A 23,016-nucleotide genomic window follows, 5' to 3' on the forward strand; every position below is an offset into this window, starting at 1 on the left:
TCGAGTCGTGGATCCGGGTCCGCGAGACCGACCGCAATCCACGACTCGGCAAACCCGCCGGCCACCATCTCCCACGACTCGGCGGCGCGGGTGTCAGCTGTTCGCGTCGAGGAAGGACGGGAGGGACTCGAGCGCCGCGACGACGGTGGGCGGGAACGGGTGTTGCGGGCCGATGGGGCCTTCCGCTGCGCCTCGGAGGTAGTGGTTGATGAATTGTTGGGTGGTGTGAAGGACTGTGGCGCATTGGGCTGCGGTGAGCTTGCCGGCTCGGAGGGCGTCGGCGAGTTCGTCCAGGTCCAGGATCTGGTAGCGATCCACGGCGGGCGGGATCAGGAAGTCGACGTACATGTCGTGGACGACGAGGCCGGCGTCGGTGCGTTCGATCTCCACGAGGTCGACGTACCACCAACCTTCGACCGGACCCTCGAACACCGCGGGCTTGGTCAGCTGGATCCCCTCGCCGAGCAGCAGGTAACTGCGATCGACGGTCGGGCGGCCAGCCACCTGGTACTCGGGCAGGATCTGGACGTCATAGGCGACGACGTCATCGATCCGTTGCCCGGGACACCACTGGCCGCTCCGATGAAACACTCGCACGTTCTCCACGGCATTCACCGTAAGGCCGGAAGACCCCGCGCGGTTGGTCGGGCATGGACGTCAGACCTGACCGGCCTTCTCCAGGGCGGAGCAGCAGGTGTTCACCAGCAGACGCGTCACGTTGTACGGGTCGATGTTGGCGTTCGGGCGGCGGTCCTCGATGTACCCCTTCTTGTCGACCTCGACCTGCCACGGGATCCGGACCGAGGCGCTGCGGTCGGACACGCCGTAGCTGTAGACATCGTGCGGGGCAGTCTCGTGCGCGCCGGTCAGACGCTCCTCGATGCCGTGTCCGTACCCCGCGATGTGCTCGTCGACCTTGCCCGGGGCGCCGAGCGCCTCGCAGGCGGTGAGGATTGCGTCGTACCCCTCACGCATCGCCTTGGTCGAGAAGTTCGTGTGTGCGCCGGCGCCGTTCCAATCACCCTTGGCAGGCTTGGCGTCCAGCGTCGCGGCCACGTCGTACTCCTCGGCGATGCGGTACAACAGCCAGCGGGCGATCCACAGGTGGTCGGCCACTTCGACCGGACCCGCGGGTCCGATCTGGAACTCCCACTGGCCGGGCATGACCTCGGCGTTGATGCCGGAGATCGCCAGCCCTGCCTCGATACACGCATCCAGGTGCTTCTCGACGATCTCGCGGCCGAAGACCTCGTCGGCGCCGACGCCGCAGTAGTACGGTCCCTGTGGCGCGGGGAAGCCCATGCCCGGGAAGCCGAGCGGCCGGCCCTCCTGGAAGAACGTGTACTCCTGCTCGATACCGAACCAGGAGTCCTGCTCGGCGTACGTCTCGGCGACCGGAAGAAGCTCGGCTCGATGATTCGTCGGGTGCGGGGTGCCGTTCACGAGGTAGACCTCGCACAACACCAGCTGATGGTCTCCGCCGCGGATCGGGTCCGGGCAGCAGAAGACCGGCTTGAGCACGCAGTCGGAGTTGTCACCCGGCGCCTGGTTCGTGCTCGAGCCGTCGAAACCCCAGTCCGGCGGCGTGGCGCCGTCCGCGAGGACCCTCGTCTTCGATCGCAGTCGCGCGCTGGGCTCGGTCCCGTCGATCCAGATGTACTCGGCCTTGTAACTCACGTCGGTCCTCTCGTCACAGCCGACGTGTTGGCGATCCGGCCGGCCTGGTTCGACAGTGCCAAGCGGCAATTTCGTCCCTGTTGCTTCGATGTGACCGGCGTGTTAACCGGGAGGTGACGTCGACAACTAGTGTCGAGGGATGACTGTGCTTCTGGCGATCATTCATGCCGGCCTTGCCGCGGCCTGGGTGGGCGGGATGGCGTACTCGTTGTTCGTGGTGCAGCCGAAGCTCAAGCGGTACTTCGGGAACGATCAGGGCGGCCGTGAGCAGCTCACCGCGGTGATTGCCTCGGGCAACCGGTGGAAGGTGGTCGGGCTGGTCGGGGCGATCGCGGTCACGGGGCTGGCGATGCTCGCGATCGACCGGGACCATTGGTGGATCCACGCGATCAAGGGACTGCTGCTGCTGATCGCGAGCGGGATCTTCTGGTACGTCTCCTGGCGCCACTGGCCGCAGCGGGTCTTCGCCACCGCGGCCGAGCTGCCCGCGCTGCAACGCCGGCTGATCATTCTCGCGACTACCATGCTCGCCCTGGCCGGGCTCGCCTTCGCTCTCGGCGTGGTCGCAGTACATCTCTGAGAGGTTGCTCACGGAAACGAGCGCTTGTGTCACCCACCGCGAGAAATACATTGGAGTGAAATGTATCTCGGGAGAGGAGCGACCGTATGTGTGGCATCACCGGGTGGGTGGCGTACCGGCAGGACCTCGGCGCGGGGCGGGAAGTCGTCGATGCGATGACCGAGACGATGTCGTGCCGCGGGCCGGACGCGAGAGGCACCTGGTACTCGCCGCACGTCGCGCTCGGGCACCGCAGACTCGCGGTCATCGACCTCCCGGGCGGCGAGCAGCCGATGACGTCCGAGGTGGTCCACGAAGGCCGGACCGTCGAGCTCGGCATGGTGTACAGCGGTGAGGTCTACAACTACACCGAGCTGCGCGACGAGCTCCGCCGCCGCGGGCACGCGTTCACGACCGACTCGGACACCGAGGTCGTACTGCGCGCGTACGTCGAGTGGGGTACTGCGTTCGCCGAACGACTGAACGGGATGTACGCACTGGCCATCTGGGACCCGCGGACCGAGACCCTGGTGATGGTCCGCGACCGGATGGGCATCAAGCCGTTCTTCTACTACCCGACCGCGGACGGCGTGCTGTTCGGCTCCGAGCCGAAGGCGATCCTGGCGAATCCCGCCGTACCGGCTGTCGTCGACGCCGGCGGGCTGCGGGAACTGTTCACGATGTCGAAGACGCCCGGGGCGTCGCTGTGGGCGGGGATGTTCGAGGTCGAGCCGGGCACGGTGGTGACGGTCGATCGCGCGGGCATCCACCGCAGTACGTACTGGCGCTTGGAGACCAGGCAGCACACCGACGACCAGGACACGTCGGTCGCACACGTCCGCGAGCTGCTCGACGACATCACCCGCCGGCAGCTCGTGGCCGACGTACCGCGGTGTGTGTTGCTGTCCGGTGGGCTCGACTCCAGCGCGATCACCGCGCTCGCGGCCGGACAGCTGGCGGAGGAGGGGCGGAAGGTCCGCAGTTTCGCGGTCGATTTCGTCGGGCAGGAGGAGAACTTCCAGCCGACCGAGCTGCGGGGTACGCCGGACACGCCGTACGTGCACGACGTCGCGGACCTGGTGCACTCGCAGCACTCGGACATCGTGCTGGACAACGCCGTACTCACCGATCCGGAGATCCGGCGGAAGGTGGTCCGGGCGAACGACGCACCGCTCGGCGGGGACATCTTCAACTCGCTGTACCTGCTGTTCGCCGCGATCCGCGAGCAGTCGACGGTGGCGTTGTCGGGCGAGTCGGCGGACGAGGTGTTCGGCGGGTACCTGTGGTTCCACGATCCCGAGGTCCGGAACCGGGCGATGTTCCCGTGGATCGCGTACTCGCTGTCGCGACGGCAGGCCGGTCAGGTCCACGTACTCCGGAAGGACGTGCTGAAGCGGCTCGATCTCGGTGGTCACCTGCGGGACCGGTACGCCGAGGCCGTGGGCGAGATCGAGCGGCTCGAGGGCGAATCCGACGACGAGTGGGCGATGCGGAAGGTCTGCTATCTGCACCTCACCCGGATGGTGCGGATCCTGCTCGACCGCAAGGACCGGATGAGTATGGCCGTCGGGCTGGAGGTCCGGGTCCCGTTCTGCGACCACCGGCTGGTGGAGTACGTCTACAACACTCCGTGGTCGCTGAAGACGTTCGACGGGCACGAGAAGAGCCTGTTGCGGGCGGCGACCCGCGACGTACTCCCGCAGTCGGTGGTGGACCGGCGGAAGTCGCCGTACCCGCAGACGCAGGACCCGGCGTACGTCGAGGCGCTGGCCGGCCAGGTCCGTGGGCTGCTGGCGGACCGGCATCCGGTGTTCGAGCTGGTCGATCGGAAACTCGCCGAGCAACTGGCTCGTGCGGCCGACGGAAATGCCCGGCGGCAGCTGGAGCAGACCCTGTCGCTGGCGACCTGGCTTGACCTTTATCACCCCGATATCAAGCTTCCGCGGTAGGCGATGTTTGGTGGCCTGTGCCAGGATGGCGCTTCCCGACGGAGGTGATCACCTTGGCGCAGGAGGCATTGCAGCTGCTGGTCAGCATGCATCGGATCGTCAGGCATCTGCGCCGGAGCAGGACAACCACGCTCCTGCACCCGACGCAGTTCCTGGCGCTGATGCTGATCGCCGACGAGCAACCCATCCGGATCGGCGAGATCGCCGCCCGCGTGCCGTGTTCCCAACCCACCGCGACCACCACGGTCGCAGGGCTGGAACAGGCCGGCCTGGTACGCCGCGAGCCCGACCCGGTCGACGGCCGCGCCACCGCAGTAGTCCTCACCGAAACCGGCGCCGCCACAGTGGAAGCCTCCGGCCGCCAAGCCGCCGAAGAACTGGCCAACCTCCTCCACCGCCTCCCCGCCGCCGACCAAGCCCTCCTCCTCAAAGCCGGCGAAGCCCTGGCCCGCATCGCCGACGACCTCTAGCCCAATCCGGTTGCCCACGGCAAGATCCACAGAAGGGGGAGGTTGTGGATAACGAATCTCCTTGGAAACAAGGGGTTCTGGCTGTGAAAACTGTCGGTGGTGGTGTTTAGAGTCGTTGCATGGATCGAGCGGCTGAGGTGATGAGCGACGGTGAGCTGGTGCGCGCTCTCGACCAGGCCGACGCCGACCTCGCCCGCATCGAGACGCGCCGCCTGCGACTCGTGGCCGCTCTGGACAAGTCGGGGTACGCCGCGGAGGTGGGTGCCCGTGACACGGTCCAGTTCCTGGAGTACCGCTACCGCCTCGACCACTACCGCGCCCGCCGCGACGTCCAGCTCGCTCGTGCCCTGCCGAGGTATCCGGCGGTCGCCGCGGCCCTGCCCGATGCCGTCGGTCACGTCGACGGCGAGGTTGGTGATGCGGCCGGCGCCGGTGATGCGGACGGGGTGATGTTGCGGCCGGCGCAGGCCGAGGCCATCGTGAGCGCCCTGGAGAAGGTGCCGGCGAGCGTGCCGGTCGCGGATCTGGAGGTCGCGGAGCAAGAATTGGTGCGTCTGGCCAGGCATCTGCCCCCGGTGGAGCTGCGCAAGGCCGCCGAGCGGGCTCGCAACATTCTCGACACCGACGGTCCTGAGCCCGAAGAACGCAAGGCGTCTGCCCGCGAGAGCTTGACTCTGATGGCGGCCGATCGTGGCATCAAGTTCAAGGGCTACCTCGCCAACGAGAATGCTGAACTGCTGCGCTCGATGATCTTCGCCGGCGCCCGCCCCCACAAAACCGTCGACGGCGAGCCCGACCCCCGCACCCGCGAAAAGCGCCAGGCCGACGCCCTCACCACCACCCTCACCCTCGCCGCCACCGCCCTCGACGCCGGCACCCCTTCCCCCACCATCCCCCGCCCCACCACCCAACCAACCACGCCGGGTCCTGCGGCGTCGGGTGGTGCGGCGTCGGGCAACGACGACTGCAATACGGCGGCGGGCGCGGCGGCGGATTGCGCGGCGACGGAGACTGGGGGCGGCGCGGCGAGCGGGTTCGACGGTGGCTCGGCTGGTGGTGGCCCGGCTGGACGGGGGCGTGGCGGGGTGGGTGGTGAGGTGGTGCCGGGGTTCGGGGCGAAGGCGAACATCACCGTGACCATCGACCTGCAAGATCTCAAGGCTGCAACCGCGGACGCGATCGGCGACACCGTCTACGGTTCCGGACTGTCCGCGGCCACGATCCGGCGCCTGGCGTGTGATGCGAAGGTCATCCCGGTGATACTCGGCTCGAACTCCGAACCGCTGGACGTCGGCCGCACCGAACGCCTCGTGACCCGCGCCATGCGCCGCGCCCTGAACACCCGCGACCGCGGCTGCGTCGTCTGCGGAGCGCCCCCGATCATCTGCGACGCCCACCACTTGACCTCATGGATCGTCGGCGGCGAAACCAAACTCTCGAACCTCGTACTGCTGTGTCGCCGTCACCCCACCGACCTGCACCACGGCCACTGGACGATCAGCATCGCCAACGGCCAGGTCCACGTCGCCCGCCCCGCCTGGGCAGACCTATCAACCGCCCACCGACCTCGTCAAGCCCAACCGGCACCACCGCCCGCGGCAGGATCAAAACCAGAATCAAGACCGGTGCCACCCACCAGCTCATCCTCCACGGCGCCACCCCAGACCGAGCCGGCCACATCACCGCCCGACCGTCCACCAACGGCACCGGCGGCAAACGCCGCACGCCGACCACTCGCCTCGGCCCCCACGCAGAGAACGCTTGAGCAGAGTGAACCCACGCAGCGAACGCTTGAGCAGGGCGTGCTTGAGCAGGGCGTGCCTGAGCGGAGTGCGCCTGGGCACGGTGTGCTTGAGCGGAGAGCGCTCGAGCAGCTGCGCGAGACGACCGGGCGTGACGAGTTCACGGACGCGGAGCTCCGTGCTGCGGCCGCCATCGAAGCCTGGGGTGAAGACCCTGGATCATCCATCGTCCGACTCGTCGCCGACAACCCAACGGACAGATCACCTGACCATCGCGGTGAATCGGCAACCACCACACCCGGACGCGTCGCCTAATTCGCTGCCGGCGACCCCGCAGGTTCCGGCGACCCCGCAGGTTCCGCGACCCCGCAGGTTCCGCGACCCTGCAGGTTCCGCGACCCCGCAGGTTCCGGCGATCCCCGCGGACCCGGCGAACCGGCAAGTTCCGGCGACCTGCGGGTCCCGGGGAGCCGCGGCTTCGCGTGTGGCGGGCACAGGTGCCGCTCCGCTGCGGTCGGGCATCAGCTGCGGCTCGGCTGCGAAACGTCAGCTGACGGCGTGGCGTCTCGGGCGCTGGTCCGGCTCGCCATGAGCATCGTGCGGGGTAGATCGGCCGCCCCACCGGCGTCCGACAGGGTTCGCCGGGTCGGACACCGGCACGCAGCGAGCTCGCCCCGGTCAGTTCCGTGGGTCTGTTGTGGGTTCGCTCGGGTCGGTTCTGTGGGTGTGTGGTCGGTTTGCTCGGGTTTTGGTTCTGTAGCTGTGGTGGGTTTGCCCGGGTTGGTTCCGGCGGCGACGTACGACAGGCTCACCCGAGTCCGCTCGGGTGAGCCTGTCGTACTCCTTCAGGTCTTGGGCGCCGGAGGCCGCGAGGTGGGTGGGCTCGTGGCCTCCGGCGGGTTGGTCAGTTGCGGTTGATGGTGAAGGTTGTGGTGGTGTTCTGGATGTCTTTGGCGTTGTTGGAGAGGGTTAGGTTGTTGAAGGTGACGGTGCCTACGGCGGGGCCTTGGCCTGGTTCGGGGAGTTCGTTGGCCCAGATGCCGAAGCCGGACTTGGCGTCGAAGGCGTCGCCGGATTTGCGGGCCCCGGAGATCGTCGTGTTGGTGAAGACGGTGTCGGCGACCGGGAACTGCGGCTGCCCGCCGACGTAGTTGGTCTGGAACATGATTCCGCTGTACGTCGGATCGACGACGTCCAGATCAGTGACGCGAATCCCCTGGAAGATCTTCGATGCCGAGAAGATCCACACTCCGGGGAAAGCCTGGTTGCCCCAGAAGTGCCCGCCGGACCGCACAACGGATGCATTCTGGAAGACCGTCGGTGGGGTAGCACCGAAACCGTTCATCGGAATGCCGAAGTCCAGCGAGCTGATCGTGATCCCGGGGTACGTGAGCATGTCTGCCGCGTACAGATTCCGGAAGATGTTGTTCGTCCCGCCGTACACCGCGAACCCGGCAGCCCGCCACGTCAGCGACGCGGACAGGTTCTCGAAGACGTTGTCCCGGACTTCTCCGCCGCCGTTGTCGGTGGCGTTGAAGAGCGCGAAACTGTCGTCACCGGTCGACCGGGCGTCGTTGTTGCTGACGGTGTTGCCGGCCGATCCGTTCGTCATGTTGATGCCGTCGGCGAACGTGTCCCGGATGCGCGAGTTCTTGATCGTCGAGGTGTCGGTGTTCGAACCCCAGTACATGCAGACCATGTGCTCGACCCAGACGTTGTCGATGGTCATGTTCGCCGTACCGGAGAAGTCGAAGACCTTGCCGGGCCCGTCGATTCGCGACGTGTAGTTGCCGAAGTACGCGAACCCGCTGAACGTCGACCCGTTCGCCGATGCCTCGGACCGGAACCCGATGTCGGTGTTGTCCTGCGTGGTCGGCGCGTGGAACCGGGTGAACCACGGCCCGGCCCCGACGATCTTGATCGCCTTGCCGTACACCTGGAACTTCGACGACGTGTCGTAGTCACCGGCCGGCAGGTACACACCCTGCAGCGTGGTGTCCTGGCGCACCTTGTCGAGCGCGTTCTGCACGTCCTGCTGGCTGAAGCCGGCCGGCGTGACGAATCCCGTGCCAGGGTTGGGGATCGGCGTCGCCGATTCGGTGTCGACGAAGTCGATCGTGTACGTCAGGCTGTTCGCCGGATCCTTCTGCAGCCGGATCTTCGTCCCGGCCGGGTAGGTCTGGTCGAGCATGAGGTTGGCCTCGTCGTAGATGTGCCGCGCCGGACCAGAGCCTGGTGAGTTGTTCGGCGATGCCTCTGCCCCGTACAGCCAGGCGTACTTCGAGGTCAGCGGCAACGTCTTCGCGAAGCTGCCGTTGACGTAGACGCTGATCGATGACGTCTGCCCATCGCCGCCCGACGAGTCCGGCATCGAGAACCGGGTGACGAGCGTGTTCGTGCTGGCGCGGGTAGTGAACTCGACGTACGATTCGTTCGCGTTGAGTGTGACCGCGCGCCGTCCGGATGCTTCACCGGCCAGGTCGCCGATGGTGCGGTTCGGTCCGATCACGGCCGCGCCGCCGCCGGTAGCGGCGTCCTCGGCTTCCAGGTGGTCGTACGGCATGTTGGCCCCGCGCCCCACGAACAGCGGCCGCTCGCTCGTGTTGTTGGTCCGCTTTACCGGCAACTCGTTCGCGTCGTCCGCCAGCACGACGCGTACGGTGTAGCGGCCGTTCGCCGCCGTCCAGTTGCCCAGTGCAACAGCAGGAGTGGTCGCGCCGGCCGCGATCGCGCCGTTGTACGACCCGGTCAGCGTCGTCACCACCGACGACCCGTTCAGCACCGTCAGCGTGATCCCGTGCGCACCGGACGCCGAGGCGTCACTGCCTTGGTTGCGCAAGGCAACGGAGAAGGCGACGGAGTTGCCCGCCGAGGGGTTGCCCGGCGTCCAGTTGACCGACGATGCGATCAGGTCGGAGCTCGCGACCGGCGTCACCACGAGGGGCCCGGAGGCGGCCGCGGTGTTGTTCCCGTCGTTCTGCTCGATCACCGAGTTGGCCTCGTCGACCTTGGCGCTCAACGCGTACGACCCGGCGTCCCGCGCTCCGATCGATGCGCTGACCGTCGTCGACGCCCCGGCCGCGAGCGCGCCGACTGCCGCCGTACCGACCTTGGTGTCGCCGAGGTAGAAGTTCACGTCGGTCGCCGTGGAGGCCGCCGTACCGCCGTTGTTCACTGTCGCACGGACCGTGATCGCGTCGGTCTCGACCGGCGCGGTCGGGGTCCAGGACACGTTCGAGAGCGTGAGATCCGGGTTCGGAGCCGGTACGCCGAGCACCTGCAGTTCGGCGACCTGCCCGGCCGGTGCGCCGGTGTTCCCGGTGAAGTTCAGCCGTACGTCGGCCACCCGCGCGCTCACCGGGATCGTCACGCTGTTGCCGCTCGACGGGTTGAAGTCGTAGCCGGCCGAAGCGACGATCGTGGTGAAGGTCGAGGAGCTCTGCTCCCGGCCGAGGATCGAGAACGTCTGCGTCCGCGGTCCCCACGCCGAGTCCGGGTTGAGCCGGACCACGATCGAGCTGAGGTCCGCGTTCGCACCGAGCTGCGTGGTCAGCGTGGCCGGGTTGGCGTTGCCCTCCCAGTATGTCGTCACATCGTCGTCGTTCGCGTTCGCCGGCACGTAGGTGAACGTGTACCCGGACGCGGTGATCGGCTTGTGCAGCGCGAGGTTGCTGCTCGGTCCGCCGCTGCCGTTCCGGGTGACGGTGTTGCTGTTCGACGATTGGTTGCCAGCAGCATCCTTGGCGCGCACGAAGTACGACACCGATACATTGGCAGCCTGGTTGTCGGTGTAGGTGAGCACGGTGCCGGCCACGCTGGTGCGCAGCTGACCGTTCGCATAGACGTCGTACCCGGTGACACCGACGTTGTCGGTCGACGCGTTCCAGGTGAGTTTGATCTGCCCGGCACCGGGCTCGGTGAAGGCCAGGCCGCCCGGGGCGGTGGGAGCCTGGGTGTCACCGGTGGCCGGGCCGTAGACCTCGAGCTCGGACAGCTGCCCGGCCGGCCAGCCGGTGTTCGCGGTGATCCGGATCCGGACGTACCGCGTGGTCGCCGTGCCGTAGTCGACGGTCACGGTGTTGCTCGGCGGGCTGAACGTGCGCGGCGCGGACGCGGACAGGTCGGTGAAGTTCTGTCCGTCGACGCTGCCCTGGACCGCGAGGGTCTCGTCGCGGGCACCCCAGTTCGCGGTCGGCAGCTTGAGCACGACCTGGTTGGTCGCGACCGACGAGCCGAGGTCGACCTGGACCCACTGCGGGAACGCGTTGTTCGCGCTCTCCCAGTAGCTGCTCTGGTTGCCATCGGTCACGTTGGACGCGGCGTAGGTCTGGGTGCTGCTACTGGCCGAGGCGGCCTTGCCGGCGGCGAGATTGGGTCCGGCGAGTACGGCGGCCGACGCGGTGCCGGCGCCTGTCGGATGGAGCAAGGGACTCGCTGCGAGCGCCAGGTTCGCGGCGAGCAGGGCGACCGGCAGCCGCCATTTCGGGATTCGCATGGCCTCTCCTGGTGGGCGGGTGATGAGGAGGCAGGGGGAACGGGCGCCACGCGAGAGTCCAGAACTTTCTCTACTTTTGCTCATTTCTTGCGTAGCGCTGGCTCATTGTTACGGCATCGCTACGCAGGCGTCAACGGTTCGTGAACGACGAAAGGGCCGGCCCGCGGAGTGCGGGCAGGCCCTTCGATGCGGTGGAATCAGCGCCGGCGGACTTTCCATGCCGGCGGATTGGGTGCTCCGACGAGGACAGTCACCGGGTCCTCATCGGAGCGCGGCGCCAAGGCGCCTCTTGTCAACGAGCCTGACCATCTCTGTTGGAAGCCGGCCTTGAGGACCTCCACTTGCCGTTGAGATGGTCATTGATGTCTTCCAACACTTCGGCTGTCCCCGCGGATATGTTTCCATTCTCCACGGCGGTCTTGATGCTCTCGCCTGTCCTCTGGTGGATTTTGAAGAGACGGTAGGCCTCGGGTACGTCGGGATCCGGTGCGTCAATGTCGGTCAAAGTTCATCTCCTGAGGTGATTCGACGTGAGGAAGTGTCAGTTCGCGTTCGGTTCACGTTGTCGCTCGCAAGATACCCGCGCCTAGGTTCAGGTTTCCGACCACTGGAATCCGCCCACGCACACCGCGTACCGAGGGCCGGCCCGCGGAGTGCGGGGCCGGCCCTTCGTGCGTGACCTCAGTGCTTGGCGGGACCCTCCGCGCCGGCGCCGGTGAGCGCGCGGACCGAGAGTTCCTTGTACCGGGTCTCGCTGGACCTGTCCCGGCCGAGGAACGTGCCGAGGACGCCGAACAGGAAGCCGAGCGGGATCGACACGATGCCCGGGTTCGACAGCGGGAACCAGGCGAAGTCGGTGCCGGTGATCATCGACGTCGGCTTGCCGGACACGACCGGCGAGAACACCACCAGGACCACCGCGGAGATCAGGCCGCCGTAGATACTCCAGGTCGCGCCCGCGGTGTTGAACCGCTTCCAGAACAGGTTGAACAGCAGCGCCGGCAGGTTCGCCGAGGCCGCGACCGCGAACGCCAGCGCGACCAGGAACGCGATGTTCAGCTTCTGCGCCGGGATCGCCAGCGCGATCGCCACCGCACCGATCCCGATCGCCGCGAACCGTGCCACCCGCAGCTCGCTCTTCTCGGACGGCTTCTCCTTGGCGATCACGTTCGCGTAGAGGTCGTGCGCGAACGACGACGCCGACGTCAGCGTCAGGCCGGCGACCACCGCGAGGATCGTCGCGAACGCGACGGCCGCGATCAGCGCCAGCAGGATCGCCCCACCGACCGATCCGGCGCCACCGCCGACCGACTCCGCCAGCAGCGGCGACGCGACGTTGCCCTTGGACTCGGCCACCGCCGAACCCTTGCCGGTGTCGAGCAGCGCCGCCGCGCCGAACCCGAGGGCCAGCGTCATCAGGTAGAACACGCCGATCAGGCCGATCGCCCACTGCACCGACCGCCGCGCGGACCGCGAGTCCGGCACGGTGTAGAAGCGGATCAGGATGTGCGGCAGACCCGCCGTACCGAGGACCAGCGCGAGGCCGAGGGAGAGGAAGTCGATCTGGCCGGTGAGGTCCTTGCCGTACAGCAGGCCGGGCTGCAGGAACGACTCGCCGTGGCCGGACTTGGTCGCGGCCGAGCCGAGCAGGTCGGAGATGTTGAAGTGGAACTTCAGCAGCACCAGGAAGGTGATCACGACGGTGCCGGCCATCAGCAGCACGGCCTTCACGATCTGCACCCAGGTGGTGCCCTTCATGCCGCCGATCGTCACGTAGATGATCATCAGCGCGCCGACCAGGATGATCACGGCGGCCTTCAGGCCCTCGCTCTTCACGCCGAGCAGCAGCCCGACGAGCGAGCCGGCGCCGACCATCTGGGCCAGCAGGTAGAAGATCGAGACCACGATCGTCGAGGTCGCGGCCGCGGTCCGGACCGGCCGCTGCTTCATCCGGAACGCGAGCTGGTCGGCCATCGTGAAGCGGCCCGAGTTCCGGAGCAGTTCGGCGACCAGCAGCAGCGCCACCAGCCAGGCGACCAGGAACCCGATCGAGTACAGGAAGCCGTCGTACCCGTAGAGGGCGATCTGGCCGGAGATACCGAGGAACGAAGCCGCGGACATGTAGTCACCCGCGACCGCCAGGCCGTTCTGTGCGCCGCTGAAGTTGCGGCCGCCGGCGTAGTAGTCGGCGGCGGTCTTGTTCTGCCGGGACGCCCACCAGGTGATGTACAGCGTCACGGCAACGACCGCGGAGAACAAGGAGATGGTCAGCGCGCGGTTCCCGGGCTCGGTGGCCAGCGGGATGAGCAGCGTGTTCACCGGCGGCGCTCCCTCTTGTACTTGGCGTTCAGGCCGTGGGCCAGCGGGTCGAGCTTGCGGTTGGCGAACCGGCCGTACACGGCGGCGATCACGAACGTCGACACGAACTGCAGCAGCCCGAAGATCAGCGCGACGTTGATGTGGCTGCCGCCCAGGCGGTGACTCATGAAGCCCCGGGCCCAGTTGTTGCAGGCGACGTACGCCAGGTACCACGCCATGAAGGCGATGGTCCACGGCACCACGAAGTTCTTGTAGCGCCGTTTCAGCTCGGTGAAGTCGGCCGCCTCGTGCACCGCCTCGTAGGCGCGGGCATCGCGCTCGCGCACCGCCTGGTCGTCCATCAGATCCCCTTTTGGCCGGACTCGAACAGGTGCACGTTAGCCGCAAGTCGCCTGTTTGTGACCTTCCGCAACCAAAACGTTTCTACAGATCTTCACAGGTGCGGTGCGACCGGCCCGTCGACGGTACGGCGGTAATTGGCGAACTCGCTGGGATGCGCCCGGAAACAGTCGGTGAAATACGGCATCCGCAACGCCTCCGGGGGCCGGGCGGTGTGCTCGTAGATCAGCTCGATCTGGTCCAGGACCTGGTCACGCCGGGTGTCCTTGAGTACGGCGACCCGCGAGTGCGACTGGGCCAGCTGCCGCAGGCCTTCCCGGTTCAGGTCGTGCCAGTGCCGGAACCGGGCGAACTCGGGCGGCGTGAACAGGTTCGACTGGTCGAGGATCGGCACCGGGTCGAACCGGTCGCTGCCGCCGGCGCCGTCGCCCTGGATCACCTGGAAGATCCGCCGGACCCAGGGGACCACGGTGTCGGCGTTGTTCCAGAGCAGGCCCAGTACGCCGTTCGGCCGCAATACCCGGGCGATCTCCGGCAGCGCGCGGGCATGGTCGAACCAGTGGAACGCCTGCCCGACGACGACCGCGTCCACCGACGCGTGCGCGAGCGGGATCGACTCCGCGGCGCCGACCATCGTGTCGATACCGGACCGCCGGCGGCAGACCTCGAGCATCTCCTGGGACGGGTCGACCGCGATCACGTCGTGGCCGAGCCCGGCCGCGACCGCGGCGAGCTTGCCGGTGCCGGCGCCCAGATCGAGGACCTGCAGTCCGCGGCCGGGGCCCAGGACCCAGGTCAGCGCGTCGGCCGGGAACATCGGACGGCCGACGTCGTACGCCGACGCGACAGCGCCGAACGACTTCGCCCGCGCCGCCTGCGCGCCGTTGGCCGGGGTGTCCGCGGCGTCCCCGGTTGGGTCATCGGTGGTCATTACCGCAAATCATGCCGTAGTGGACGGCTTGCGTGCGGTCACTCGCCGAGCTTCTTCTGCTCGATGTGTGCGTTGAGCGTGGCCAGCTCCGGGTGTGAGTCCAGGATCGCGACCAGTTCCGCGCAGCCGAGCCGGGGCGCGTCGAAGTCCTCGATCAGGGCGTCGAGCAACTTCCAGTCGTCCGCGGTGTCCAGAGTGAGCCGGTACTCCGCTCCGCCGCCGGACCACGGGAGGTTCAGCAACCGCATCTCGCCGGACCGGTTCTGATGCAGGTACGGCGTCACGTGCTCGCGGTCCGCCGTGAGCGTGGCCTTCGCCTCCGCGTCGTACAGCCGGGCGGTGGAGAAGATCTCGAAGTCCATCCCGCGCGGGTACGTCCGCTCCAGGCAGTTCGAGATGTACAGATCGAGGTCGTTCTCGGTCCGCCACCGATCGACGCCCGCGGCAACGATCTCCGGGTCGATCAACGGGCAGTCCGAGGTCACCCGGACGATCGCGTCGAGCTCGTGCTCCCGGGCGGCGCCGGCGAACCGGCTGAGGACGTCGTCCTCGCTGCCGCGGAACACCGGGATGCCGTCCTCCTCGCACACCTGCACCACCAGGTCGTCGTGGACGTTTGTGGTGGTCGCGACGATCACCGGCAGCCCGGTGCGACCGAGCCGGTCGAGGTGGTGCTCGAGGTACGAACGGCCGGCGACAGCCAGCAGCACCTTGGCCGGCAGCCGCGTGCTGGTCACCCGGACCTGGGTGACGATGCCAATCTTCAGCTGTTCCATCGGAACATCTCCCGGATCTCGGCCGGACCGGCGACATGGTCGACGCCCAGCTCCGTGTCGGTGAACTCACGAGCGACCGCCGGCGGGACGAACGGCTGGTCCAGCTCCGGCCACAGCCGTTTGATCCGCGCCTGGCCGCCGAACGACGGGTGCTCGTTCTCCAGCACCATGGGATCACCGTAGACCCCGGGCTGCAGGCCGAGCGAGGCGCCGTACAGAACGGCGGAGCTGAGCCGGTTCGACGCAACGCGCTGGTGCCTGCGGAGCTCGCGGAGCTGGTTGACCAGGAACTTGGCGTTGGTACGGCGCCAATGCAGGCCGCGGTAGCCGTGGGTGATGACCCGGAACCCGGCGTCCTTGTAGACGTTGCGGATCGCGGGCTTCTCGTACTCGTTCCAGTACAGGCAGACGGTGACCGGCCCGGTCTCGTGCTCGTTGATCGAGGCAACGATGCGGCCGTGGTCGCCGAGCACGTGCTGGCCCTCCCAGCCGTGGAACGGGTAGAAGATGGTGCCCTTGGCACGCTTCGCCGGGGCAGCCAGCTCGGGGTGCACCTTGAGCAGGTACAGCCAGACCGAGCCGATCACCGAGTAGTTGCGCAGGCCCAGCGCGTGGCCGCGACGGCGGACGCTGTCGGACCAGACGAACTTCGGCATCCCCGGCGCGAAGTTCGTGCCGTGCGCGAACCCGTCGAGGATGTTCCAGCCGTGCTGCAGGTAGCCCCAGATCCGCGGCGGCTTCGAGAGTCCGGCGTACGCCGCCATGATGTTGGCGTGCCCGTAGAAGTGGTTGGCGTGGTGCATCAGCGCCGTACCTTCCGCAGCACTCGCTTCAGGCGGCGGCGGATCACGCGGGCCGGGTTCAGGACGGCGTGGCCGACGCGGTACGGGAGCGAACGGCGGATGCCGCTGACGGTCCCTTCGAACAGGATCGCGCGGGCGCTCGCGTGCGCCAGCTCGTCGGCGAGCCGGGCAACGGTTGCCAGCTGCTCGGCGCTGCCGCGCGGACGGATCACCTCGTCCGGCGTGTACTCCTGCTCGGGCACGGTGATGCCGGCCATCGCGGCCAGCCGCACGGTCAACGCGTGCGGATCGGCCGCCGCGGGCCATGGTTGCCGCGAGCCACTTTCGAGGGCTCGTTTCGCGAAGCGGGCCAGGTGCTGGACGACATCCAGCTCCTGCGGCTCCCCGAACAGCCGGTACGACGTCCCGTCCAGAATCACGTTGTCCGGTGAGCCGTTGCCCCCGCTCCCGAGCCACGCCACATACCCGGGGATCACTCGCCGAAGCTCGGCCTGGTCATCACATCGCATGGCTGTCAGCAGGTGCTCCTCGAGCAAGACACCTTCGCCACCGGGGACAGCAGCCTCAGGCAGTACGTCGGGCGCGGCGCCGCCGATCACGAAGTACCAGGCGGGCGCCAGTTCGAACCCGAGGCCGGCCGTGGCCGCATCGAGCACCGCGCGGTACGGGTCCATCAACACCGGTCCATCGTTGCGCGAGGCAACAGCCCGCCCGGCGACGACGGCCGCGAACCCCTCGACCGAGGTGACCGCGAGGTCCGCCTGCACCAGCGACGGGAAGACAGCAAAGGTCTGCAGGTCGGCGGTGCCGAGCGCAGAGAGGAGGGGCTTGAGGCCCGCCGGAGCGCGGTCCGCGACGTCCCGGGCCCAGTCCTCGTCGCGCGGGAGTGCCGCGGCGATGTCCGGCTGAATCAGTCGCTCGAATCCGAAGGAGTTCGTGGCACCGAGGAGCAGCCGCCCGCCCGGCCGCAGCCGCGCCCGTAGCCGATCCAGCGCCTGTGCCCACGGGAAGTTCGCCGTATCGGGTCCGCCCAACCGTTCCAACCCGTCCAACGCGACGATGACGTCGTACGTTTCATCCACTACCCAACGATCGACCGAGCCGCAGAAGACCTGCCCCTTGGCGTCGTCCAGCAACTCGGCGAGCTCTTCCGCGTCGGGCGCCGAGCGGAGCAGGAGATCGACCGACGTGACCTGCGCGACGGCAGCCGTGATCAGCTGGCCGGCGTGCGGGCCGGCCATCAGAACGCTGTCGTCAGGCTGAAGGACGGCGGCCAGGAGTGCTGTCGCTGCGGGTCCGGCAACCGCAGGACGGGCATCGCCCGGGTGCAGATCCGACCAGTTGAGCATCTCGCCGCCGATCAGGGTCGACCGGGTCACATCAATCACGTTAACCAACCAGGGTCAAAAGGGTCTCGATCACCCGGTCGACGTCGCTGTCGGTGAGGTCCGGGAAGAGGGGGAGGGACAGTTCTTCGGCGTAGTAGCGCTCGGCGTTCGGGCAGAGGCCGCGTTGGTGCCCCTGGTGGGCGAAGACCGGGTGCCAGTAGACCGGGATGTAGTTGACCTGTACGCCGATCCCCGCGGCGCGCATCCGCTCGAAGATCTCGCGCCGCCGCCCGTCGAGGATGCGGATCGGGTACAGGTGCCACATCGGATCGACCCCGGCCCGCTGCACCGGCGTCCGCAGACCATCCACCCCGGCGAAGGCCTCGTTGTAGCGCGCAGTGATCTCGGTACGGCGGCGCTTGAACTCCGCGAGCCGCCGCAGCTGGGAGAGCCCGAGCGCTGCGCCGAGATCGGTGAGGCGGTAGTTCACGCCGTACTCGTGGACCTCTTGGTGCCAGGGGCCTTCTTCGGTGAGCTCGAAGCGGGACGAGTCGCGGACCAGGCCGATGAAATGGAACTCGTGGGCGTGCTGCGCAACCGCGGGGTCCTTGCAGATGACCGCGCCGCCCTCGCCCGTGGTGAGGTTCTTGGTCGGGAAGAACGACATGGTGGTGACGTCAGCGAGGTCGCCGATGGGTCGGCCGTCAGCCGAGCCCCCGACCGAGTGGGCGGCGTCGGCGAGCGTTCGTGCACCGACCCGGTCTGCCAACGATTGCAGCGCGGTGTAGTCGGCGGATTGGCCGGCATAGTCGACTGCGGCGATGACCCTGGACTGCTCGGTGAGGGCAGCTTCGACAGCCTGCGGGTCGATCAGGCCGGTGTCGTAGTCGATGTCGGCGAAAACGATCTTGGCGCCGAGCATCGCGGCGCAGGACGCGGTGGCCACGAAGGTCATCGGGGTGGTGATGACTTCGTCGCCCGGTCCGACGCCCAGAGCGGCGTACGCGATGTGCAGTGCCGCCGTGCCCGAAGTACAGCTCACCGCGCGATGTCCACCGGCCAGCTCCGACACCGCCTGCTCGAAGGCAGTGACCGCCGGTCCCGTCGTGAGCCAGTCACCCCGCAGTACCGCGGTGACCGCCGCGATGTCCTCCTCCGAGATCGACTGGCGTCCGTACGGAAGCACGGTCAGTCGTCGCTCTCGAGGATCTTGCGGATCTCCTCGATCGAGTACCACTGGTCGTTCGTGTCGGAGGCGTAGTGGAAGTCGCCCGCGACCGGCCGGCCGTCGGCGGGCGGCTGGTAGCCCCAGGTGGCGAGGTCGGGCTGCAGCACGAAGCGGTTGCCGAGGGACAGCGCGCGGCGGCCTTCCTCCGGGCTGATCATCTCCTCGTGCAGCTTCTCGCCCGGGCGCAGACCGACGTCGTGCATGGTCGCGCCGGGCGCGATCGCCTCGGCGAGGTCGGTCACCTTCATCGACGGGATCCGCGGCACGTACAGCTCGCCGCCGGTCATCAGGTCGAACGAGTCGACCACGAACTCGACCGCCTCCGGCAGCGTGATCAGGAACCGGGTGCAGCGCAGGTCGGTGATCGGCAGCGACTGCCCGGCCGCGTGCAGCGCGCGGAACTTCGGGATGATCGAGCCGCGGCTGCCCATCACGTTGCCGTACCGCACCACGCTGAAGCGGGTCTCGTACGCCGCCGCGTAGTGGTTGCCGTTGATGAACAGTTTGTCCGCGGTCAGCTTGGTCGCGCCGTACAGGTTGATCGGGCTGGATGCCTTGTCGGTGGACAGCGCGACGACCCGCTTCACGCCGCAGTCGATGGCCGCCTCGATCACGTTCTGCGAGCCGATCACGTTGGTCTGGACGAACTCCCACGGGTTGTACTCGCCGCTGTCCACCTGCTTCAGCGCGGCGGCGTGGACGACGTAGTCGACCCGGTGCATCGCCCGCAGCAACCGCGACCGGTCCCGCACGTCGCCGAGGAAGAACCGCAGCCGCGGGTCGTCGCCGAACAGCTGGCGGACCTCCCACTGCTTCAGCTCGTCGCGGCTGAAGACGATGATGCGGCGCGGATTCAGCTGGTCCAGCGCGTGCCGGACGAAGGTCCGGCCGAACGACCCGGTGCCGCCGGTGACGAGGATGTCTGAGCCGGTGAGGATTGACACGCGAGCGGGACCCTTCTGACGGACAGTTCCGAACCGCACACACGCGGTACGGACTTCGAAACAATAGCTGCCCCATGAGCTGTGTCCTCAATCCACCGTCTCAGCATCATGTGATCAAACGTTCGCCAGCCGATACGGTCTGGGACGTGAAGCGTGTCGGGGTGCGATGTGATGTGGGGCCCGCTCGGGGCATCGGGCACGTGATGCGTTGCCTGGCGCTCGCCGAGGAGGTACGCCGCCGCGGCGTCGAACTGGTCTTCGTCTGCGACGCGCACACCGTGCCGTGGGCCGCCGACCAGGTCGCGGCGCGCGGAATCGACGTACAGCCTGCCGTCCGGACGCCCGCCGAGCACGTCGAGGTCTTCGAGCGGCTCGATCTCGACGCGGTCGTCTTCGACTCCTACGACCTGGATCCGTCCGTCTACCCGGCTGTCCGCGCGGCCGGTTTTTCCACGCTGGCGATCGTCGACGGTGACTTCCGTGGCGCCGAGGCGGACGTGCTGGTCGACCAGAACCTCGCTGCCGAGCTCGACGAGCCGATGCTGCCGCAGGACTCGGTCCGGCTGGCGGGCCTGCCGTACGTGATGATCCGCGACGAGATCCTCGACCACCGTCCCGCCGAGCCACCGACAGCGCGGCCGACCGCAGTACCGAAGGTGTTCGCGTTCTTCGGTGGCACAGATGCCTTCGGCGCCGGCCCGTATGTCGCCCGCGCGCTAGCGGCGACCGGTCTGCCGTTCGAGGCCACCGTGGTCGCGCCCGGTCCCGAACTCGCCGCACAGCTCGCCGCCGTCGAGCTGCAACCGCACCAGCACCTCCAGATCATCGGTCCGACCAATCAGCTGGCTGCCGAGGTCCGTGGCGCCGACCTGACCATCAGTGCGTCGGGTACGTCGACCTGGGAACTGCTCTGTCTCGGGGCCACGACCGGTCTCGTGTGTGTGGTCGACAACCAGGTCATGGGGTACGAGCGTGCTGTCGGCACCGGTGCGGCGGCCGGACTCGGCGTGCTCAGCGAGCTGAAATCCAACGACTCCTCGGTGATCCCGACGCTCAAGCGGCTGCTCACCGACCCGGCTGAGCGAGGCCGGTTGGCGAGCGCAGGGTGGGCGTTGGTCGACGGCAGAGGGCGCGAGCGAGTGGCTGACGCCCTTCTTCAGCTCATCTGAGCTCGTAGATCGTCGCGTCCAGGGTGGCGTGGCGGAGGCGGACGTAGTTGCGGAGCGCGGGGGATACGCCGCCGGCGCGGTTGTCGGCGTACAGCCAGCGAACGCCGGCCTGGCGTAGCCGCTCGATCGAGGCAGGGGTCGGCGACTTGAAGGCGGCGTCGTTGGCGGCCAGCTCGCTGCTGTCCCAGTACGGGATCAGGCTCGGGTTGTCGCCGGTGGTGAGGGCGATCCGGTTGGCCTGGTTGGAGTACGACCAGCCCTCGATGAGGACGGGCCGCTCGGACAGGGCGGCCAGCCAGAAGTGCCGGCTGTCGCAGAGGCCGTTGCGTTGGATGATGCAGTGCGCGTTGGTCGCGACCAGATCGCCGGGTGTGCTGTTCCGCTGGAGCCACTGCGCGGCGCCTGCCTCCGCTGCCGTCGCACCGCCGCGGAACGGATGCGCGAAGACCAGATTCGACGCCTTGTCCGACACGAACGCCTGCAGCGGCACCAGCGCCGCGCCGATCATGCACGCCGCCACCGCACCACCGAGCAACGCGACGAAGAAGTTGCCTGGCCGCCGCGCCAACTTCCAGACAACCGCCACCAGCACCGCGACCGCCAGCACGGCGGCGACCGTCCACATCCACGGTCCCTTGATGCCGCGCAGGTCGGCGGACTGCGACCGAGCGATCGCCATCGCCACCAGACCGAGCAGCCCGGACGCACCCACGAGCACCACGGCCCGCCGATCGCCGAGTCGCCCGACCAGATTCGCCAGCCCGACGGCCGCGAGTACGGCGGCAACAGGGAACGCCGTACGCAGGAAGTAGAGCTGGCTTACTCCCGACTGTGTCGTCAGCAACGTCCCCAGCAACCCGGCGACCACAACGCCGGCCAGGAATACCGCTCCGGTGTCCCGCCACCTCCGGCCGAGGAAGAACAACCCGGACGCGGCCAGCGTCCAGCTGAGCAGAGTCGTTGCCCCTGACAACAATTGCGCATGCGGGTTCGACGTCAGCATCGGGTACGGCGCCAGCTGGACGAACGTCTCGAACGGCTTGATCTCCGTCCCCCAGGTACTGCCGCCGAAGATCGTGATCAACGCCGCCACGAACACCACCAGCGACAGCAGCCCGCCGAGGAACGCGGGCCGGGTATTCCGTTTCGCCAGCCCCAGCTGCAGGAACGCGAAGGCGAACCCGGCCCCCACCAGCGGCAGGATCGTCGACTTCGCCCCGGCCGCGACCAGCGCGAGCAGCACCAGCAACACCCACCGGCTCCGCGGCCGGCCGTTGGATCGCAAGAGGTCCACCGCCACCACGCAGAGGGCCAGCGCGATCAAGACCCCGAGGTTCTGTGTCGGACTCAGGTACGCCGCTACGGCGGTCGAGATCCCGCCGAGCCCGGTCCCGGCCAACGGCTGCACGGCACCACCGAGGCCGGCGATGAACACGGCGAGCGGTCCGGCCCAGGTGGCGCCCGACTCCGCGGTCGGCGCCAGCCGGGTGGTCAGCGCGAACACCATCCCGCAGCCGGCCAGGAACAGCGGCAGCCAGGTCAGCGAGTGGATCAGATCGGTCAGGTCGATCCGCGTCCCCCACTGCGTCGCGGCCGTCGCCTGGTGGAAGAACGTGTGGTACTTCATCGGCTCCCCGCCGAGCCACAACGTCGCGATCGGTACGTCGTACTTCGCGCTCGCGGCCAGCGCCTGCTGGAAGGCCAGATCGGGGTAGGCGCGCAGCGGATCGGTGTACGCCGGGAGGAACTGACCCGGACCGCGCCGGTACACGATCAGCAGCACGACCGCGGTCGACGCCGCGAGCAACCAGGCCTGCAGCGGGCGCAACGGCCGCTCGACCCGCCGCCAGACCCGCGCCCGAGCGTCGCTGTCCACGAACGCGACCACCAGCACGACCGGCGCCCACACCCATGACCACGCCTGCAGACCGATCGACGCACTGGCCAGGTAGACCAGAACCTGCCCGGCCGTCCCGACCGCGAACCCCGCGGACAGGTCCTCGACGAGGTTGCGCCTGTACCCGCCGACCAGCCGCCACAGCGCGAACCCGGGCAGCGTGACCGCGACCCCGGTGAACAGCACGAACCGGACGAGCTCGAAGAACGTCGCATGCAGCGCGAGCAGGACGACCGCCAGCAGCACGACGGCGAGCCCGGCGACCAGACCGGAAAGGGAAGGCCCCGCAGTACGCGGCCCCCGCCGCCTCGCTCTCGCGCGCATGTCGTAACACTAATGTGAAATCCGTCCCGGAGCGTGCCCGGCGATTCACGGGTGGTCACCACGCGG

Annotated in this window: 17 protein-coding genes; 5 read left to right on the top strand and 12 right to left on the bottom strand. The window is 68.2% G+C overall.

Annotation, left to right across the window (positions count from 1 at the left end):
* Positions 1–93 precede the first annotated feature (93 nt).
* Together OHA18_RS17260 and glnII are read right to left on the bottom strand one after the other, a co-directional pair.
* Complete coding sequence (locus OHA18_RS17260) at positions 94–606, bottom strand: hypothetical protein (RefSeq protein WP_329005124.1); 513 nt, start codon at positions 604–606, stop codon at positions 94–96.
* A 51-nt stretch (positions 607–657) separates the two neighbouring features.
* On the bottom strand, positions 658–1,677 hold the full coding sequence (gene glnII / locus OHA18_RS17265; RefSeq protein WP_329005125.1) for a glutamine synthetase GlnII: 1,020 nt from the start codon (positions 1,675–1,677) through the stop codon (positions 658–660).
* 139 nt (positions 1,678–1,816) lie between these two features.
* On the opposite strand from glnII, the gene OHA18_RS17270 reads away from it, so the two are divergent.
* From OHA18_RS17270 to OHA18_RS17285, 4 genes are all read left to right on the top strand, one after another.
* Entirely contained in the window at positions 1,817–2,257 is a 441-nt protein-coding gene (locus OHA18_RS17270; protein ID WP_329005126.1) for a hypothetical protein, read from the top strand.
* Between the two features lie 86 nt (positions 2,258–2,343).
* Positions 2,344–4,185 carry an asparagine synthase (glutamine-hydrolyzing) gene (gene asnB, locus OHA18_RS17275; protein ID WP_329005127.1) on the top strand — a complete coding sequence of 614 codons (1,842 nt, stop codon included), beginning with the start codon at positions 2,344–2,346 and terminating at the stop codon, positions 4,183–4,185.
* Positions 4,186–4,229: 44 nt separating this feature from the next.
* Positions 4,230–4,655, top strand: a complete 426-nt coding sequence (locus OHA18_RS17280) for a MarR family winged helix-turn-helix transcriptional regulator (RefSeq protein WP_329006125.1) — start codon at positions 4,230–4,232, stop codon at positions 4,653–4,655.
* Between the two features lie 119 nt (positions 4,656–4,774).
* Positions 4,775–6,712 carry an HNH endonuclease gene (locus tag OHA18_RS17285; RefSeq protein ID WP_329005128.1) on the top strand — a complete coding sequence of 646 codons (1,938 nt, stop codon included), beginning with the start codon at positions 4,775–4,777 and terminating at the stop codon, positions 6,710–6,712.
* A 589-nt stretch (positions 6,713–7,301) separates the two neighbouring features.
* Here OHA18_RS17285 and OHA18_RS17290 read toward each other — a convergent pair.
* The 9 genes from OHA18_RS17290 to pseB form a co-directional block, all read right to left on the bottom strand.
* The gene (locus tag OHA18_RS17290; protein WP_329005129.1) at positions 7,302–10,892 is read right to left on the bottom strand and encodes a discoidin domain-containing protein; all 3,591 of its coding nucleotides are present in this window, start codon (positions 10,890–10,892) and stop codon (positions 7,302–7,304) included.
* Between the two features lie 681 nt (positions 10,893–11,573).
* On the bottom strand, positions 11,574–13,211 hold the full coding sequence (locus OHA18_RS17295; RefSeq protein ID WP_329005130.1) for a solute symporter family protein: 1,638 nt from the start codon (positions 13,209–13,211) through the stop codon (positions 11,574–11,576).
* Entirely contained in the window at positions 13,208–13,552 is a 345-nt protein-coding gene (locus OHA18_RS17300; protein WP_329005131.1) for a DUF485 domain-containing protein, read from the bottom strand. Before OHA18_RS17300 ends, OHA18_RS17295 begins: the two co-directional genes overlap by 4 nt.
* A 92-nt stretch (positions 13,553–13,644) precedes the next feature.
* Positions 13,645–14,481 (bottom strand): class I SAM-dependent methyltransferase, encoded by an 837-nt coding sequence (locus tag OHA18_RS17305; protein WP_329005132.1) that lies wholly within the window; start codon positions 14,479–14,481, stop codon positions 13,645–13,647.
* 38 nt (positions 14,482–14,519) lie between these two features.
* A complete protein-coding gene (locus OHA18_RS17310; protein WP_329005133.1) occupies positions 14,520–15,257 on the bottom strand; it encodes a glycosyltransferase family protein in 738 nt (245 codons plus the stop codon).
* Positions 15,245–16,060 (bottom strand): hypothetical protein, encoded by an 816-nt coding sequence (locus OHA18_RS17315; protein ID WP_329005134.1) that lies wholly within the window; start codon positions 16,058–16,060, stop codon positions 15,245–15,247. Before OHA18_RS17315 ends, OHA18_RS17310 begins: the two co-directional genes overlap by 13 nt.
* Positions 16,060–17,439, bottom strand: a complete 1,380-nt coding sequence (locus tag OHA18_RS17320; RefSeq protein ID WP_329005135.1) for a class I SAM-dependent methyltransferase — start codon at positions 17,437–17,439, stop codon at positions 16,060–16,062. The genes OHA18_RS17315 and OHA18_RS17320 overlap by 1 nt, the downstream gene beginning before the upstream one ends.
* A 10-nt stretch (positions 17,440–17,449) precedes the next feature.
* On the bottom strand, positions 17,450–18,574 hold the full coding sequence (gene pseC, locus OHA18_RS17325; RefSeq protein WP_329005136.1) for a UDP-4-amino-4,6-dideoxy-N-acetyl-beta-L-altrosamine transaminase: 1,125 nt from the start codon (positions 18,572–18,574) through the stop codon (positions 17,450–17,452).
* A 2-nt stretch (positions 18,575–18,576) separates the two neighbouring features.
* Positions 18,577–19,560 (bottom strand): UDP-N-acetylglucosamine 4,6-dehydratase (inverting), encoded by a 984-nt coding sequence (gene pseB, locus OHA18_RS17330; RefSeq protein ID WP_329005137.1) that lies wholly within the window; start codon positions 19,558–19,560, stop codon positions 18,577–18,579.
* Positions 19,561–19,706: 146 nt separating this feature from the next.
* Here pseB and OHA18_RS17335 point away from each other — a divergent pair, with 146 nt between their 5' ends.
* Entirely contained in the window at positions 19,707–20,729 is a 1,023-nt protein-coding gene (locus tag OHA18_RS17335; RefSeq protein ID WP_329005138.1) for a PseG/SpsG family protein, read from the top strand.
* Here the strand turns inward: OHA18_RS17335 and OHA18_RS17340 are convergent.
* Complete coding sequence (locus OHA18_RS17340) at positions 20,722–22,950, bottom strand: hypothetical protein (RefSeq protein WP_329005139.1); 2,229 nt, start codon at positions 22,948–22,950, stop codon at positions 20,722–20,724. The genes OHA18_RS17335 and OHA18_RS17340 overlap by 8 nt on opposite strands.
* Between the last annotated feature and the right edge of the window lie 66 nt (positions 22,951–23,016).

This window comes from Kribbella sp. NBC_00709 (assembly GCF_036226565.1).
Taxonomy (GTDB): Bacteria; Actinomycetota; Actinomycetes; order Propionibacteriales; family Kribbellaceae; genus Kribbella.